Annotated in this window: 10 protein-coding genes; 2 read left to right on the top strand and 8 right to left on the bottom strand. The window is 65.7% G+C overall.

Annotated elements, in window-relative coordinates; genetic code table 11:
- Positions 1–124 precede the first annotated feature (124 nt).
- The 5 genes from AWB66_RS16035 to uvrA form a co-directional block, all read right to left on the bottom strand.
- Positions 125–2,851, bottom strand: coding sequence for an MGH1-like glycoside hydrolase domain-containing protein (locus AWB66_RS16035; RefSeq protein ID WP_087631264.1), 2,727 nt, complete (start codon positions 2,849–2,851; stop codon positions 125–127).
- Between the two features lie 299 nt (positions 2,852–3,150).
- Positions 3,151–5,079: an amylo-alpha-1,6-glucosidase gene (locus AWB66_RS16030; RefSeq protein WP_087631263.1), complete on the bottom strand. Its 1,929-nt coding sequence runs from the start codon at positions 5,077–5,079 to the stop codon at positions 3,151–3,153.
- Complete coding sequence (locus AWB66_RS16025; protein ID WP_087631262.1) at positions 5,076–5,552, bottom strand: nuclear transport factor 2 family protein; 477 nt, start codon at positions 5,550–5,552, stop codon at positions 5,076–5,078. Before AWB66_RS16025 ends, AWB66_RS16030 begins: the two co-directional genes overlap by 4 nt.
- A 93-nt stretch (positions 5,553–5,645) precedes the next feature.
- Positions 5,646–6,890, bottom strand: a complete 1,245-nt coding sequence (locus tag AWB66_RS16020) for a DUF445 domain-containing protein (protein ID WP_235021134.1) — start codon at positions 6,888–6,890, stop codon at positions 5,646–5,648.
- A 99-nt stretch (positions 6,891–6,989) separates the two neighbouring features.
- Positions 6,990–12,806, bottom strand: coding sequence for an excinuclease ABC subunit UvrA (gene uvrA, locus AWB66_RS16015; RefSeq protein ID WP_087631261.1), 5,817 nt, complete (start codon positions 12,804–12,806; stop codon positions 6,990–6,992).
- A 236-nt stretch (positions 12,807–13,042) separates the two neighbouring features.
- On the opposite strand from uvrA, the gene AWB66_RS16010 reads away from it, so the two are divergent.
- Entirely contained in the window at positions 13,043–13,321 is a 279-nt protein-coding gene (locus AWB66_RS16010) for a type II toxin-antitoxin system RelE/ParE family toxin (RefSeq protein ID WP_200818996.1), read from the top strand.
- Positions 13,322–13,333: 12 nt separating this feature from the next.
- Positions 13,334–13,642, top strand: coding sequence for a HigA family addiction module antitoxin (locus tag AWB66_RS16005; protein ID WP_087631259.1), 309 nt, complete (start codon positions 13,334–13,336; stop codon positions 13,640–13,642).
- A gap of 42 nt (positions 13,643–13,684) precedes the next feature.
- Here the strand turns inward: AWB66_RS16005 and AWB66_RS16000 are convergent, their stop codons facing one another.
- From AWB66_RS16000 to AWB66_RS15990, 3 genes are read right to left on the bottom strand one after another with little or no spacing between them, the layout of a single operon-like run.
- A complete protein-coding gene (locus tag AWB66_RS16000; protein ID WP_087631258.1) occupies positions 13,685–14,134 on the bottom strand; it encodes a PaaI family thioesterase in 450 nt (149 codons plus the stop codon).
- Between the two features lie 14 nt (positions 14,135–14,148).
- Positions 14,149–15,618: an efflux transporter outer membrane subunit gene (locus AWB66_RS15995; protein WP_087631257.1), complete on the bottom strand. Its 1,470-nt coding sequence runs from the start codon at positions 15,616–15,618 to the stop codon at positions 14,149–14,151.
- A 23-nt stretch (positions 15,619–15,641) separates the two neighbouring features.
- Positions 15,642–17,216, bottom strand: a complete 1,575-nt coding sequence (locus tag AWB66_RS15990; protein ID WP_087631256.1) for a DHA2 family efflux MFS transporter permease subunit — start codon at positions 17,214–17,216, stop codon at positions 15,642–15,644.

Raw genomic sequence — 17,216 nt, 5'->3', positions numbered from 1 at the left:
ATAAGTTTTACGACTGCGCCCGCGTGGGAATCATCGTGCTTACGTTTTAGCACGCCGACGCCCGCTTTCTCAATGGGCAATTCCACTGAATCAGATGACTAATACGATTGTCGCGGTAATAAAATCACTTGACGGCGACGAGTTCTTCCTCCACCGCATCGCCCGCCACCGGCACGACGCCGGACGGTCCCATTGCCCGAGGCTGGAGCAGCAGCGCAACGAGTCCGGTCCATCCGGTCTGATGCGACGCTCCCACCCCGCGTCCGTTGTCGCCATGAAAATATTCGTGAAAGAGCACGAGATCGCGCGATTTCGGGTCGGCCTGAAGCAGCGGATACGCCGCCATCACGGGCCGTTCGCCGTTTTTGTCCAGGAGAAACAGCGTCGTCACGCGGCGTGCGAGTTCGTCGGCGATTTCGGAAAGCGACAAACAGTGTCCCGAACCCGTCGGATATTCGACGCGAAACTCGTCGCCGTAATACCGATGAAACTCGTACAGCGATTCGATCAGCAGATAATTGACCGGCATCCACACCGGCCCGCGCCAGTTCGAATTGCCGCCGAAGACCCGCGAATTCGACTCCGCCGGCAAATACCGCACGCAAAAGCTGTCGCCGTTGTGATGAAACACGAACGGCTCGTCGCGATGCACGCGCGACAGCGCCCGCACGCCATGATCGGAAAGAAACTCGGATTCGTCGAGCATGCGCTTGAGGAGCGCCTTCATCCGGTGGCCGCGCAATAGCGACAACAGCAGGCTATTGCCCTTGCCCGGTTCGTTCCAGCGCGACACGAGCCGCGCCAGATCCGGCCGATGTTCGAGGAACCACACGAGCCGGTCCCGCAGGCCGGGCAAATCGCCGTGCACGCTCTGCTCCAGCACGTGCACGGCAAAGAGCGGGATCAGCCCGACGATCGAGCGGATGCGCATCGGCACGTTGGTGCCGTCGGGCAGCCGCAGTTTGTCGTAGAAGAATTCGTCCGGGGTGTCCCAGAGGCCCGTGTCGCAGCCGTCCTCGCAACTGACGGCCTCCGCGATGTACAGAAAGTGCTCGAAGAACTTCACCGCGATGTCGACGAACACGTGATTCGCGTACGCCAGTTCCAGCGCGATGCGCATCAGGTCGAGTGCGTACGCGGCCATCCACGCGGTGCCGTCGGCCTGATCGATATGGCCGCCGGTGGGCAGCGCGGACGAGCGGTCGAAGATGCCCACGTTGTCCAGTCCAAGAAAGCCGCCCTGGAAAATATTGTGGCCGTCGGCGTCCTTGCGATTCACCCACCACGAAAAATTCAGCAGCAGCTTGTGAAACACGAGTTCGAGAAAGTCGCGATCGCCCTTGCCGGTGATCGCGCGGTCGATCTCGTAGACGCGCCACGTCGCCCACGCGTGCACCGGCGGATTGGCGTCGCCGAAAGCCCATTCGTAGGCCGGCAACTGGCCGTTCGGATGCTGGTAGCGGTCCTTGACGAGCAGCAGCAACTGACGCTTGGCGAACGCCGGATCGATCAGCGCGAAGGCCGCCGCATGAAACGCAAGATCCCACGACGCGTACCACGGGTATTCCCACTTGTCCGGCATCGAGACGATGTCCGCGTTGCACAGATGCCGCCAGTCGGCGTTCCGGCCGTGCCGGCGACCCTTCGGCGGCTTTGGCTGCGCGGGGTCGCCGTCCATCCAGCGCGTGACGTCGAACTGGTAATACTGCTTCGACCACAGCATGCCCGCGAGCGCCTGCCGCTGCACGAGGCGCGCATCGGCGCTCTCGATATCGCCTTGCAGCGCGGCGTAGAACGCGTCGGCCTCGGCGATGCGGCGCGAAAACAGCGCGTCGATGTCGAGCGGCACGACGTCCGGCGCCGACTCGGGCCGCCAGCGCATCGTCACGACCGCGCGGCCGTGGGCTTCCAGCTCCAGATGCACGTGGGGCGCCGCGCGCGTGCCCGACGCGCGGCTGACGGCCTGTTCATCGCGATGCACGATGTAGTCGTTGAAGCCGTCCTTGAACGGGCCGGGGCCGTCCATGTCGAACATGCGCCTGACGTTGGTCTCGTTCTCACAGAAGAGCCAGTCGAGCTTCCCGCCCTGCGCCGATGCGGTGACGACCATCGGCTCATGCCCGTCATGGCGCGCGACGACGTGCGGCTCGCCCGCGTTCGTCGCGAGCGTGAGCGACGGTTTCTTCTGCGCCGGCTTCCACGACCACGTGTTGCGCGCCCAGAACAACGGCAGGACGTCGAGCGCGGCGGCGTCCGATGCGCGATTCTCGACGGTCACGCGCATCACGATGTCATCTGCGGTGTGCTTCGCGTACTCCACTTGCACGTCGAAGTAGCGGTTGTCGTCGAACACGCCGGTATCGAGGATTTCGTACTCCGGCCGGTCCGGACCGCGCGCGGCGTTCTCGCGGACGAGGTCGTCGTACGGATACGCGGCCTGCGGGTACTTGTACAGCATGCGCATATAGGAATGCGTGGGCGTGCCGTCGAGGTAGAAGTACAGTTCCTTCACGTCCTCGCCGTGATTGCCCTGCTCGTTCGTGAGCCCGAAGAGGCGTTCCTTGAGGATCGGATCGCGGCCGTTCCAGAGCGCGAGCGAGGCGCACCAGCTGAGCTTGTCGTCGCCGAAGCCGGCGATGCCGTCCTCGCCCCAGCGGTATGCCCGGCTGCGCGCGTGATCGTGCGGGAAATAGTCCCAGGCGGTGCCGTTTTCGCTGTAATCCTCGCGCACGGTCCCCCACTGACGCTCGCTCAGATACGGGCCCCAGCGCTGCCAGCGGCCGCATTCGGAAGAATGGAGTCGGGCTCCCTCGATGGTCTCGAGCACATTGGTGGCGCGCAGGGGCGGCATGACTTTCTCCTCTTTTCTGAACGGTCGGCATTTCATTCGACACTTCACCGCCGGCGAAACGACCCACAATTTAGCGCGTTTGGCGGACGCTGTGTTCGGCCGGCAGTGAAGCAAAGCCTACCGATGCGGCTGCCGTGTCTGCAACTCGGCCGAACGGCCAACGATGAAAAAACCGCTGGACAGGCAAAAGCTCGGTATTGCTAACATCGATCCATCGATTGAGCGACAGGTGGATGGTGATGTTTGGAACGGGAAAGATCGCGGAGTGTGTTGAACGCAGTGTGCGCGTGGCAGGCACATCAGCCGCCATGCTCGCCGAGCAGCTTTTCGATGCGCAGCAATTCGCCGAGCGACCACGCCTGACAGGGCGTTCCGCCGGGCGCATGAGGTGCGTCGCCGTCCGCCACTTCGCAGATGTGGTCGAGCCCGCCATGATCCAGATGCGCGTAAAGCGGCGCGAGGAAGCGTTCGCGCACGCCTTGCGCGCCACGCAGGCGCACCCACGCCTGAATGAACGGCCCGATCAGCCACGGCCACACGGTGCCCTGGTGATACGCCGAGTCGCGTTCGAAAATAGCGCCTGCATAAGTCCCGCGATACGCCGGATCGGAAGGGGCGAGCGTGCGCAAGCCGAGCGGCGTCAGAAGATGCGCCTCGACCTGCGAGAGCACCGCGTCGGCCGTCGCGTCCTCCACAAGCGCAAACGGCAGCCCGCCGGCAGCGAATATCTGGTTCGGCCGGATGGAGCGGTCGATTGTGCCCGGCACGTGATCGACGTCGACGAGATCGAACAGCGCGCCCGTCGACGGATCGACGAAGCGTTGCAGGAACGCGTCGCGCGCACGCGCTTCGGCTTCGGCCCAGCGCGGGTTCCACTCGGCCGCGACGTGCAGCGCGTTGATCCACAACGCCTGCACTTCCACCGGCTTGCCGATGCGAGGCGTGACCACGAAGTCGCCGACCTTCGCGTCCATCCATGTCAACTGGACGCCCGGCACGCCGGCGCGAACGAGGCCGTCTTCGTCGACGACTATGCCAAACCGCGTGCCTTGCGAGTAGCCTTCGAGAATCGCATCGATGGCGCGCTGCAGCCGGCTTCTCGTCGCCACGAGCGCGTGGCCGGTCGCGAGATAGTCGTGCGCTGCAACAGCAAACCAGAGCGAGGCGTCGACGGCGTTGTATTCCGGTATGCCGCCGCGATCGGGAAAACGGTTCGGCAGCATGCCTTCGGACAGCATGTCTGCCCATTCCAGAAGGATCGACTCGGCGTATTGAAGCCGCCCTTGCGTGATCAGCAAGCCGCGCATTGCGATGAACGTGTCGCGGCCCCAGTCGGTGAACCACGGGAATCCCGCGAGGATAGTGTGTCCGTCACGACGCGCGATCACGTAGGCGTCGGCGGAACGCTGCAGGCGCGAGCCGAGCGCCGTGCGGCGCTGTTGTTCGATGACGGCAAGCGCGGCGGCGCGCTCGTGCGTGGGTATCCGCACCGCCGACGAATCCGCGCCCGCGCTGAGGATCATCACCGCTTCATGGTGCGCGAAATCGAAGGAAAACATGCCCGGCGTGGCGAGGTCTTCGGTGAAATCGAGACCGCGCTCGCGTTCGCGCGCGTAACAAAAATTGCGATACCAGTCGGGCGCGTGCACGTAGACGCCGTTCGTCGCGGCGACGATTGCCGGCAGGTCGCCATAGGGCTGCCAGCTCGCGCATTCGCCGTCGATATGCGCGGAAAAATCCAGCGCAGGGTTCTCGTGATGCAGCGCGTGATAGTCGCGGCCCGAGAGCAGCGGACGCACGCTCAGCGTCGCATTGCGGGGCACGTCGGCGCCTTCGAATCGCCAGCGCAGGACCGTCTCGCGGCTCTCCTTCGCGACGAACAGCTCGGCGATCAGCATCGCACGCGCACCGATGCGGTAGCGCCAGGTCGGCCACGGCGCGGTGTCGAAGGAAAGCAGGTTCGCCGTCGCGTCCGGATACAGCACATCGGGCGCGTAGTGCTGCATCGTCAGCGCAACGCGAGTGCCGTCCATGTCAAGCCATGCCTCGACGCCATTGACGAGCACGACGCGTCCCGCCGGCGGTTGCGTCGCCGTGAGCAAGAGCGCGTGATAACGGCGCGTGCGCATCGTGCCGACCGTCCCCGAAGCGAAGCCGCCGAAGCCATCCGCTTCGAGCCATTCGTCTTCAAGGCGCTGCCGCTCGAAAGGCGCGTCGAGGCGCGTCACGATTCCGACTTCCGGCGAAATTCCGCGAGTCCCTTGCGCGCGTCCCCGCGAATCCGGTTTTGCATGATCGAACTCCCGCCGAGCAGCCAGCCCTTCAGTCCGAGTGCCTGCCGGCTCCAGCGCCAAAGATCGAAGCTATCGGTTTGTTCCACGATCTCGCCGTCGCGGATCGCGAACCTGGAGCTAATCTCGTTCGCCACCGTGCGCCGTGTGCGCGAGAACCGATACGTCGCGACGCAGTTCGCAGTCACCGTCTGGCCGGTGGCCTTGATGTCGGTGTACGTCAGGGAAAAGTCTTCCGCGCGGGCCAGCAGCATGCGCCACATGTCGCCCGCTTCGCGCCCGCGCAGCACGCCGAACACCGGGTCTTCGAAGCGGATGTCACGCGCGTAGCACGCGGCCATCGCCTCGGCGTCGACATCCTGAAACGCGCGATAGAAGCGCTCGATCAGTTCGGCGTTCGGATTTGCCATGTTTCTTTAGCTCGTCAGGTGAGGCTTCTGAAAACAACTCCGAAAACATCGCGTGAACGGCGTCGATCGATGGCCCATGCCTCGACGCGCACCTCACACGGTCATGATCGTCACCGCATGAATCAGCAGACCGACCGCGCCGCCCACCAGCGTGCCGTTCACCCGGATGAACTGCAGGTCGCGTCCGATGTTCAGTTCGACGTCGCGCACGAGCGTTGCATCGTCCCACTGGCGCACGGTCGTCGCGATGTGCTTCGCGATGCCCTCGCGCAATTCCGGCGCCATTGCCTTCAGCGCGTCGCGCATGTGCTCGTTGATGGAGTCGCGCAACGCGGGATCGCCGCCGAGCGCCTGCGCGAACGTCGCCGCGACGCTCACCACCTTCGCGTGCAGCGTCGAATCCGGCTTGACGAGATCGGCGTGCAGCCAGGCGGTGAATTCATCCCACAGACCGTTGATGTAAGCACGCAGTTCCGGGCGCTCGAGCCACTGCCGCTTGTGTTCGTCGATGCGCGCCTTGAACGCCGGATCTGACTTAAGGCGCTCGACGAATCCTTCCACCGCGCGGTCGAACGCCTTGCGGCGCTCGTGTTCGGGATCGCTGCTGATGTCGTGCAGCCACGTGTTCGCGCCCCGCACGAGGCCGGCCGCGAACTTGTTGCCCAGTTCTTCGGCGTTCAGGCCGATGAAACCGAGCGCGCCGACGAGCTTCGGATACTCCTCTCCCGCCACCTGGACGATCTTGTCGGCGAGCATCTGCTGCACTTCGCCGCGATCGAGCCATTGCGCAAGTTCGCGCAGGCCTTCGTCGAGCAGCAACTGATGGCGCTGGTCGGCGGTGAGCGTCGACAGCAGTCCGCCCGCCGCGCCCGCAAGATCGAACTTGTCGGCGCGACGGCGCAGCGCGTCATGGAGCATCGTCTTGATGCGCTCGTCGTCGATGAAACTCAGCAACTGGCTCGCGGACGCCACCGCCTTCTTGCCGAGCAACTCGGCGTTTTTCGGCTCGGCGAGCCACATCGAGAGGCGGCTGGCCGGATCGAATGCACTCACGCGATCGACGAGCGCATCGGTGCTGAGAAAGCGGTCGCGCACGAACGCGGCGAGGTTGTCCGCGACGCGCGCCTTGTTGGCGGGCAGGATGGCCGTGTGCGGGATCGGCACGCCGAGCGGGTGCCGAAACAGCGCGACGACGGCGAACCAGTCGGCGAGCGCGCCGACCATGGCGGCCTCCGCGAACGCGGCGACCCATGCCCACAGACCCGCGTCGTGCTGGCTCTTCGCGAGCGCGAACAATGCCCCCGCCGCGACGAGCAGACCCGCCGCGAACCACTTCATCCTGTTCAATGCTGCCGATTTATCCTGCGTTTCCATCTTGGCTTTGTTCTGGTCCTGATTGATCGAGGAGGCAAGCATACCCCGGGTTGGGTTTCGCGGTCAGGCCGCGTCCACTTGCGCCGCCACCCGCGCCAGTACCGGCACCAGCGCCGCGCCCGTATGACTGCGCGTGTTCCGTGCAAGCGTCTCCGGGTCGGCGGCCGCGACGATCATCCCGCCGTTCACGCCGCCTTCGGGACCGAGATCGATCACCCAGTCGGCTTCCGCGATCACGTCGAGATCGTGCTCGATCACCACCACGCTATGGCCGCCGTCGACCAGCCGATGCAGCACGCGAATCAGCTTCGCGACGTCGGCCATGTGCAGCCCGACGGTCGGCTCGTCGAGCACGTAAAGCGTATGCGGCACCTTCTGCCCGCGCCGCGTCACGTCGTCGCGCACCTTCGACAGCTCCGTCACCAGCTTGATGCGCTGCGCCTCGCCGCCGGAAAGCGTCGGCGAAGGCTGCCCGAGCGTCAGATAACCCAGCCCGACGTCCTTCATCAACTGAAGCGGATGGGCGATGCTCGTCATCGAGCCGAAGAACTCGACCGCTTCGTCGATCTCCATCGTCAGCACTTCGCCGATGTTCTTGCCGCGCCACGTCACCGCGAGCGTTTCCGGATTGAAACGCTGGCCGTGACAGACGTCGCACGGCACCTTGACGTCCGGCAGGAAACTCATCGCGATGGTGCGAACGCCCTGCCCCTCGCACGCCGGGCAACGGCCGTCGCCGGTGTTGAACGAGAAGCGCGACGGCGTATAACCGCGCGCGCGGGCTTCGAGCGTGTCGGCGAAGAGCTTGCGGATCGTGTCCCACATGCCGATATACGTCGCCGGACACGAGCGCGGCGTTTTGCCGATCGGCGTCTGGTCGACTTCCAGCACGCGATCGATCGACTCCCAGCCCGTCACGCCCGCGCAGCCCTGCCAGGTGTGCGCGACTTCGAACTTCGGACGGGGCGCCTCGCGCGACAGCACGCTCGCGCGGTTGCGCGCGGGCGCGTCGGCTTGCGCCACCTTGCGGGCGCGTCGCGTCGCCGGCGACGACAGCACCGACCGGCCCACGGCGTCAAGCAGATTGGTCATCAGCACGTCGCGCGCGAGCGTCGACTTGCCGGAGCCGGAGACGCCCGTGATCGCGACGAGCCGTCCGAGCGGCAAGCTCGCCGTCACGTTGCGCAGGTTGTGTAGCGTCGCGCGTTCCACGGTCAGCCATTGTTCGGGCACCGCCGTGCGTTTCGCCGTGGCGGCGCGCACGTCGCGGCGCGGCTTCAGCGGATGCACGATCGGGTTCGCGAGAAACTGGCCCGTCAGCGAATCCTTGTGCGCCGCCAGATCGCCGACGCCGCCCTGCGCCACCACCGTTCCGCCGCGCTTGCCCGCGCCCGGCCCGATGTCGATGATGTGATCCGCGCGGCGGATCGTGTCTTCGTCGTGCTCGACGACCACGAGCGTATTGCCCTTGTCGCCGAGTTTCTTGAGCGCGTCGAGCAGGATCTGGTTGTCGCGCGGATGCAGGCCGATCGTCGGCTCGTCGAGCACATAGCAGACGCCCTGCAGATTGCTGCCGAGCTGCGCCGCGAGCCGGATGCGCTGCGCTTCGCCGCCGGAAAGCGTCGGCGCGGCGCGGTCGAGGCTGAGATAGCCGAGCCCCACTTCCTCCAGAAATTGCAGCCGCCCTTCGATTTCGCTGACGACATCGCGCGCGATGTCGGCTTCGCGGCCTTTCAGCGCGAGCTTCGACACCCATTCGCGCGTGTCGCTCACCGTCCAGCGGCCGACTTCCGTGATCGGGTAATTGCCGAACGTCACCGCGCGCGCCACGTCGTTCAGGCGTGTGCCCTCGCAGTCGGGACACGGCACGTCCACCACGTCGTCCGGTTCCTGCTCGACCGAACCGATGGTCTGTTCGCGGCCGCGATCGTCGCCGGCGAGGATCGTGTCGTCGTAGACGGCGCGTTGCTCGCGCGTGAGTTTCAGGCCCGTGCCGACGCAGGTGTTGCACCAGCCGTGCTTGCTGTTGTAGGAGACCATGCGCGGATCGAGTTCCGGATAGCTCGTGCCGCAGACCGGACACGCGCGCTTGGTCGAAAAGACGCGCGTTTCTTCCTTGCCGCGCCGATGTCCGTTGGAAAGCGCCCCGTGCAGTCCGTCGAGCGGCGCGAGCAGATGCATCACGCCCTTGCCGACTTCGAGCGTCTCGTCGAGCAGCCTGCGAAGTTCGCTTTCGCCGTCCGTCGACACGATCAGGTCGCCGACCGGCAGTTCGATCGTATGCTCGCGAAAGCGGTCGAGCTTCGGCCACGGACTCACCGGCAGAAATTCGCCATCGACGCGCAAATGCGTATTGCCGCGCGCCTTCGCCCACTTCGCGATGTCGGTATAGACGCCCTTCCGGTTCACGACGAGCGGCGCCAGCAGCCCGACATGCTGCCCCTTGTAGTCGCGCAGGATTTGCGCGGCGATCGATTCGGCGCTCTGCGCCTGAACCGGCGCGCCGTCGTGGACGCAATGCTGAATGCCGAGTTTCACGTACAGCAGGCGCAGGAAGTGCCAGACTTCGGAGGTCGTCGCGACCGTGCTCTTGCGGCCGCCGCGCGACAAACGCTGCTCGATGGCGACGGTCGGCGGAATGCCGTAGACCGCGTCCACTTCCGGGCGCCCGGCCGGCTGTACGATCGAGCGCGCATACGCGTTCAGCGACTCCAGATAGCGCCGCTGGCCTTCGTGGAACAGGATGTCGAACGCGAGCGTCGACTTGCCCGAGCCGGACACGCCCGTGATGACGTTGAACTTGCCGTGCGGAATGTCCACGTCGAGCGACTTCAGGTTGTGCTCGCGCGCGTTCACGATGCGCACGACGTCCTCGCCCTGCAACGCGCGGCGCGCGCTCGCCACTTCCGCCGCGAGTTGCAGCGGCACGCCCGCGCTGCGCTTCTCGGCGGCGCCCGGCGCCATCGCTTCCTCGTAGTCGAGGAGCGCGCGGCCGGTGTGCGACTGCTCGCACGCGCCGACGTCGTCCGGCGTGCCGACGCACACGACCTGCCCGCCGCCATCGCCGCCTTCAGGGCCGAGATCGACGATCCAGTCGGCGGCGCGGATCACGTCGAGGTTATGCTCGATCACGATCAGCGAATGACCGCGCTCCAGCAATCGACGCAGCGCTTGCATCAGCTTGGCGATATCGTCGAAATGAAGGCCGGTGGTCGGTTCGTCGAACATGAAGAGACGGCCCGCCTTCCCGCCCTTTGTCTGAGACGTTTCTGCAAGAAAGCCCGCCAGCTTTAGACGCTGCGCTTCGCCGCCCGAGAGCGTCGGCACCGGCTGGCCGAGCTTCACGTATTCCAGCCCGACATCGACGATCGGCTGAAGGACGCGCAGCACTTCGGCGTCGTCGGCGAACAGCGCGACGGCTTCGCTCACCGTCAGGTCGAGCACGTCCGCGACGCTCAGGCCGCGCGCGCCGCGCTCGATCTTCACTTCGAGAATTTCCGCGCGATAACGCCGGCCGTCGCAATCCGGGCAACGTAGATAGACGTCGCTCAGGAACTGCATTTCGACGTGCTCGAAGCCCGAGCCGCCGCAGGTCGGGCAGCGGCCGTCGCCCGAATTGAAGCTGAACATGCTCGCGCTGTAGCCGCGCTGCAGGGCGAGCGGCGCTTTCGCGAACAGCTTGCGGATTTCGTCGAACGCGCCGACATAGCTCGCCGGATTCGAGCGCGCCGTGCGCCCGATCGGCGACTGGTCGACGAAAATCACGTCGCTCAGTTGATCCGCGCCCGTCAGCGAACGGAACGCGCCGGGCGCGTCCGTCGCCTTGCCGAAATGGCGGGCGAGCGCGGGCGCGAGCACGTCCTGAATCAGCGTCGATTTGCCCGAGCCCGAAACGCCCGTCACGCAGACGAGCCGCTGCAACGGAATCTCGACCGTCACGTCGCGCAGGTTGTGTTCGCTCGCGCCTTCGAGCACGAGACGCGGCGTGCTTTGATCGACCGCGCGCCGCAGCCAGTTCGACGCATGCGCGACATGCTTGCGGCCGCCGAGATAGGCGCCCGTGAGCGTATCGCTATGCTGGATCTCGTTCGGGGTGCCGTCGTAGACGATGTCGCCGCCGCGCTCGCCGGGGCCCGGCCCCATGTCGATCAGACGATCGGCGGCGAGCATCACGGACGGATCGTGCTCCACCACGACGAGCGTGTTGCCCGCGTCGCGCAGCCGGTGCATCGCCTCGACGATGCGGTTCAGGTCGCGCGGATGCAGGCCGATGCTGGGTTCATCGAGCACAAAAAGCGTGTTGACGAGCGACGTGCCGAGCGCCGTCGTCAGGTTGATGCGCTGGACTTCGCCGCCCGATAGCGTGCGGCTCTGGCGATCGAGCGTCAGATAGCCGAGCCCGACATCGCAGAGATATTTCAGGCGGGTGCGCACTTCGGCGTGCAGCAGCTTCAGCGCTTCGTCGAGCAGCGTGCTCGGCAGCGTCAGCGAATCGAAGAAGCGGCGGATGCGCTCGATCGGCATCAGCATCAGGTCGTGCAGCGTGAGGCCGGGCAGCGATTCGAGTTGCGCGCGCGTCCAGTCGACGCCGGTCGGCAGGAAGCGGTCGGCGGGACTGAGCACCGCGTCGGCCTGCTCCTTCGTGCCGAGGCGCCACAGGAGCGCTTCGGTCTTGAGGCGAGCGCCGTCGCACGCCGGACATTTCGTGTAGCTGCGATATTTCGACAGCAGCACGCGAATGTGCATCTTGTACGCCTTCGATTCGAGGTAATCGAAAAAACGCTGCACGCCGTACCACTGATTGCCCCACTTGCCCGTCCAGTCCGGCGAGCCCTTGATGACCCAGTCGCGTTCCTTCTGCGTGAGTTCGCTCCATGGAATTCCGAGCCGAATGCCCGCTTTCGCGCCATAGCGGATCAGGTCGTCGTGATTCTCGCGCCAGGCGGGCGTTTGCAGCGTCTTGATCGCGCCTTCCTTGAGCGTCTTGCGCTCGTCGGGGATGACGAGGCCCAGGTCCACGCCGATCACCCGGCCGAAGCCCCGGCACGTCTCGCACGCGCCGTAGGCCGAATTGAACGAGAAGAGCGCAGGCTGCGGATCGGCGTAGCGGATGTCGCTTTCGGGGCTGTGCAGGCCGGTGGAGAAGCGCCAGATGTCCGGCTCGCCCTCGTCCGCCAGCACGTAGACGTTCACGCGGCCCGTGCCGCGCAAGAGCGCGCTTTCGATCGCTTCGAGCGCGCGCGAGCGCTCGGTGCTCTGCGGGCGGAAACGGTCCGCGACGACGTCGAGCAACTGGCGCGGCCCGCTCTCGGTCTCGACGTGGCGCTTCGCCTGCACGCGCGTGTAGCCGCTCGCCGAGAGCCATTGCGTGACTTCGTCGTCGCTCGCGGTGTCGGGCAGTTCGACCGGAAACGTGATCGCGATGCGCGGATCGGCCGTGCGCGTGCGTTCCAGCAGTTCGGCGTAGATCGTCTCGGGCGTGTCGTGGCGCACCTGATGCGACGTCTTCCGGTCGAACAACTCGGCCGCGCGCGCGTAGAAGAGCTTCAGGTGGTCGTTGAGCTCGGTCATCGTGCCGACCGTCGAGCGCGAACTGCGCACCGGGTTGGTCTGGTCGATGGCGATGGCGGGCGGCACGCCGTCCACGCGATCCACCTGCGGCCGGTCCATGCGGTCGAGAAACTGGCGCGCGTAGGCGCTGAACGTTTCGACGTAGCGGCGCTGGCCCTCGGCGTAGAGCGTGTCGAAGACGAGGCTCGACTTGCCTGAGCCGGACGGACCGGTCACGACCGTCATCTGGCCCGTATACAGGTCGAGGTCGAGATTCTTGAGGTTGTGCTGACGGGCGCCGCGAATGCGGATTGCGTTGTTCGATGCCACTTTTTTCTAACCGGTTCAATGGGTTGGAGAGTCTCTGAGCCACACGCGACACGCGCTGCCCTATGCCATCTGCATGACTCTTGCCGACAAGCACGCCACTGTACACTCATACAGTGGTTGTCGCAAAAAGCACGAGTGCCCGGGTGAGCAGCAGGTGCCGTTCCGCATCTTCCGGGGTTCCGCAAAAAAAAAAAAAAGTTTGCCGTTTATCGGCAAACGACATAGAATGAATTCCAATGATTGTGTCTTTCGCTTGCGCCGAAACGAAGGCGCTGTTTGAAACCGGCCGGTCCCGGCGTTTTGCGAATATCCTCGCCGCGGCCGAACGCAAGCTCACGCTGCTCGACGAAGCTGTCACGCTGAGCGCGTTGCGCACGCCTCCGGGCAACCGGCTGGAAATATTGCGCGGCGAGCTCTCGGATACTTACAGCGTCCGCGTGAACAATCAGTGGCGGCTGTGCTTTTCATGGACGCTGGACGGACCCGCCGACGTGCGGATCATCGACTATCACTGAACGAGACTACGAATGGGCAAATTTACGAACGGCATGCGTCCCGTGCACCCGGGCGAGATTTTGCGGGAGGACTACCTCGAACCGCTCGGCATGACCGCGAATGCGCTCGCCCGCGCGCTCGACGTCACCGCGAACCGCATCAACGACATCGTGCTCGAGCGTCGCGGCGTGACGCCCGAAACGGCGCTCAGGCTCGCCCGCTATTTCGGCGGGGACGCGCAAACCTGGCTCAACCTGCAGATGACCTACGACCTGAAGATCGCGGAACGGGAGCACGCGGAAGAAATCGCGCGGACCGTTTTGCCGCGCGAAGCGGCGTGAGCGGCGCGCGAGTGTGTGCAAGCCCGCCGCTCGACGCTCGACTCAGCGATCGATCACGAGCAACGTCGACGTCGCCGAGGCGTGCAGGCGGCCGCTCGCGTCCTTGAGCGTCGCTTCCGCGAACGCCGCGCGCCGGCCGATCGACAGCACGCGGCCTTCCGCGCGCAAGAGCCCGGAGTCGCGCGTGACGGCCTTGTGATACGCCACCTTCAGTTCGAGCGTCGTGTACGCCTGGCTGGCGGTGAGGCATGAGTGGACCGCGCAGCCGCACGCCGAATCGAGCAGCGTCGCCGCGTAGCCGCCGTGCACGGTGCCGATCGGGTTGTACGCGTGATCGCCGGCGATGCCCGCGAACACCGCCCTGCCCGCTTCCACTTCCACGAAGTCGAAATCCAGCGACACCAGAATCCCCGGCTTGCGCCCCGAGGCGATCAGCGTCCGCAATTGCGACAGGCCGTCCAGCCCCGCCGCCGTTTCGTCGATCAGGCTCATCTTTTCTTCCCTCCTCAGTTCGATGTCTTCACTGCTTGCGCGAGCGTAGGCGTGCTGTTCACGGCGACGTCGTCGCCTGCGGGCGTCTGGCTCCAGCCGCCGCCGAGCGACCGGTACAACGCGACTGCCGCCAGCGCATGCTCGCGTTTCGCGAGATTCAGCGAATCCGCGTCCTGCAGAAACGACTCCTGCGCCGCGAGCACATCCAGGAAGCTCGCCGCGCCGCCCTTGTATAACTGCGTCGAGAGCGTGAGCGACTTGTCTGAGGCGGCGAGCGCATCGGTCAGGCGCGCGGCCGATTCCGTCGTGCTGACGAGATCGCTGCGCGTGTCCTCCACTTCCTTCAGCGCCTGAAGCATGGTCTGCCGCAGATTCAGCTCCGATTCGCGCATCCGGCTCTCGCTCTGTTCGATGTCGGCGGTGATGCGGCCCGCGTTGAAAATCGGGCTGGTCGCGTTGAGTGCGGCGCTGAACAGGTTGTCGGTGAGCGTCGGCAGGCCGAGATACGACGATGCCAGCAAGCCGTCCGTCAGTCGCAGCGAAAATTTCGGATAGCGCTCCGCCCTCGATACGCCGACTTCCGCCGCGCGCTGCTGCACGCCCGCGTAGGCCGCGAGCACGTCGGGGCGGCGCAGCAGCGCGTCGGACGGCAGCATCTGCGGCACGGTGCTCGTCGGCGCGGGAATCACGGGCGAATCGCCGGCGTTCGCGAGCATCAGGCGGTCGACGGATTCCGGCGTGCGTCCCGAATACACCGCGATCAGGCTCAACTGATGCTGGATCGTCGACCGCGCGCGCGGAATGCGCGCCTGCAAGTCGCTCAACTGGTTCTGCGCGCGCGAAACGTCGAGTTGCGTCGACAGCCCGTATTGCAGGCGACGTTGCGTGAGCCGCAACGCGCGCTCGCGGATCGCGACGTTGTCCTGCAGGATCTTGAGTTCCGACTGCGCCCAGCGCAGATCGACGTAAGCGGAAGCCGTATCGGCCGCCAGCGCGAGCCGCAACTGGTCGGCGGCATGCTCCCGGCCGACGAGCTGCGCCTGCGACGCCAGCAGTTCGAGCCGCTCGCCGCCGAACACATCCGGCGTCCACGAGAGCGCCAGCCCGATGCCCGCCTGCCGCACGTAGCCGAGCGGCGGCGGCGTGTTCTGACGTGAATCGGAAGCACCGGCATTCACGTCGAGTTGCGGCAGAAGCGCCGCGCGACGCTGCGTCGTCAGCGACTGCGCCTGTTTCACGCGCTCGACGGCGGCCTGCACATCGAGGTTGTCGTTCAGCACCGAGGCCACCAGTTCGTGCAGGACCGGATCGCCGAACTGGTTCCACCACGCGGCCGGATCGGCGGGATCGCGCGGCACGTCGACGCTCCAGTCGGCGGGCGCGGTCGTCGCGACCGTGGCGGGAAGATCCGCGTGCGTGGCCGGCTGCACCGCGCACGCGGCGAGCGCCAGACACGCCAGGATTTCAACGAGAAGCTTTTTCATGATCGGTTCCAGGCTCGAATGACTCAGTGCGCGTCGGAAGAAGGCGGCGCGCTCGTAATCGGCCGCGAGAAAATCACGCTGACGATCCCGACGAGGAAACACAGCGCCAGCACGTAGAAACAATCGGCGAAGGTGAGCACCAGCGCCTCGCGCATCACGAGTGCATGCAGGTTCGCGAGACCCGCCTGCGACGCATCGAGCGCATCGCCCGCGACCGATGCCAGATGGCCCGAACTGCGCGCGAGAAAGCCCGCGACCTCGGGACGCCCGACCGTCACGTTCTCGTTCAGCCGCAGATAGTGGAGGTTCAGGCGGTCGTTGAGCATCGTCGCGCTGACGGCGATGCCGATCGCGCCGCCGAGATTGCGCATCAGGTTGAAGAGCCCGCTCGCGGACTTGAGGCGCGACTGCGGCAGCGAACCGAGCGCCATCGTGACGATCGGCGGCACGGCGAACTGCTGGCCGATGCCGCGCAGCGCCTGCGGCAGCAGCAGTTCGTGCCAGCCCCAGTCGTGCGTGAGCGGCGCGTAGAAATAGCAGCCGGCGCCGAAGCAGACGAGACCGAAGACGAGCAGGATGCGCATGTCGACGAACCGCGTCGCAAAGCCATACGCGACGAGCGCGAGCAACTGGAAACAGCCCACCGACAGCAGCGCGATGCCGATCTCCAGCGAATCGAAACCCCGCACGCGGCTCAGGAACACGGGCGTCAGAAACACCGACACGAAGATGCCGATCCCGGTCACGAACGACAACAGGCTACCGATCGCGAAGTTGCGCACGGCCAGCGCCTTCAGGTCGACGACCGGTTCCTTCGCCGTGAACGCGTGCACCAGGAAGAGGAAGCCGCAGATGCCGGAAATCCACGCGCACAGGACGATCACGTCGTCGCCGAACCAGTTCTTGCGCGGGCCCTCTTCGAGCACGTATTCCAGGCAGCCGAGAAAGCCCGACATCAGCAGGATGCCGAGGTAATCGCCCTTTTTGAGCAGCCTGAGATCGGGTTCGTCGATATGGACGTACTTCGGCACCAGCGCCGCGACCGCGATGCCCGGCACCACGTTCAGGTAGAACAGCCAGTGCCAGGACCATTGCGACGTGATCCAGCCGCCAATCACCGGCCCGATCGCGGGCGCGAGCGACGCGAGCGCGCCGATCGTCGTCGAGGCGATCAGGCGCTGCTTGCCGGGAAAGAGCACGAAGGCGGTCGTGAAGACGGTCGGGATCATCGCGGCGCCGAGCGCGCCCTGCAGGCCGCGAAAGAGGATCATCGAATTGATGTCCCACGCCATGCCGCACAGCATGCTCGTGACCGTGAAGCCGACCGCCGACGCGACGAAGAGCCAGCGCGTCGAGAACACCTTCGAGAGCCAGCCGGACATCGGAATCACGAGAATTTCCGCGATCAGATAGGACGTCTGGACCCACGACAGTTCGTCCTGGCTCGCCGACAATCCGCCGCCGATGTCCTTCAACGACGACGCGACGATCTGGATGTCGAGCGTCGCCATGAAGAAGCCGAGGCACATCAGCGCGAACGCCAGGACGCGCTGCTTCACCGGCTGGCTGGCGGGATCGAGTGGAATGGAGGCGGTCAT

This window comes from Caballeronia telluris (assembly GCF_001544495.1).
Taxonomy (GTDB): Bacteria; Pseudomonadota; Gammaproteobacteria; order Burkholderiales; family Burkholderiaceae; genus Caballeronia; species Caballeronia telluris.
This window is presented reverse-complemented; position numbering and strand designations above follow the sequence as displayed.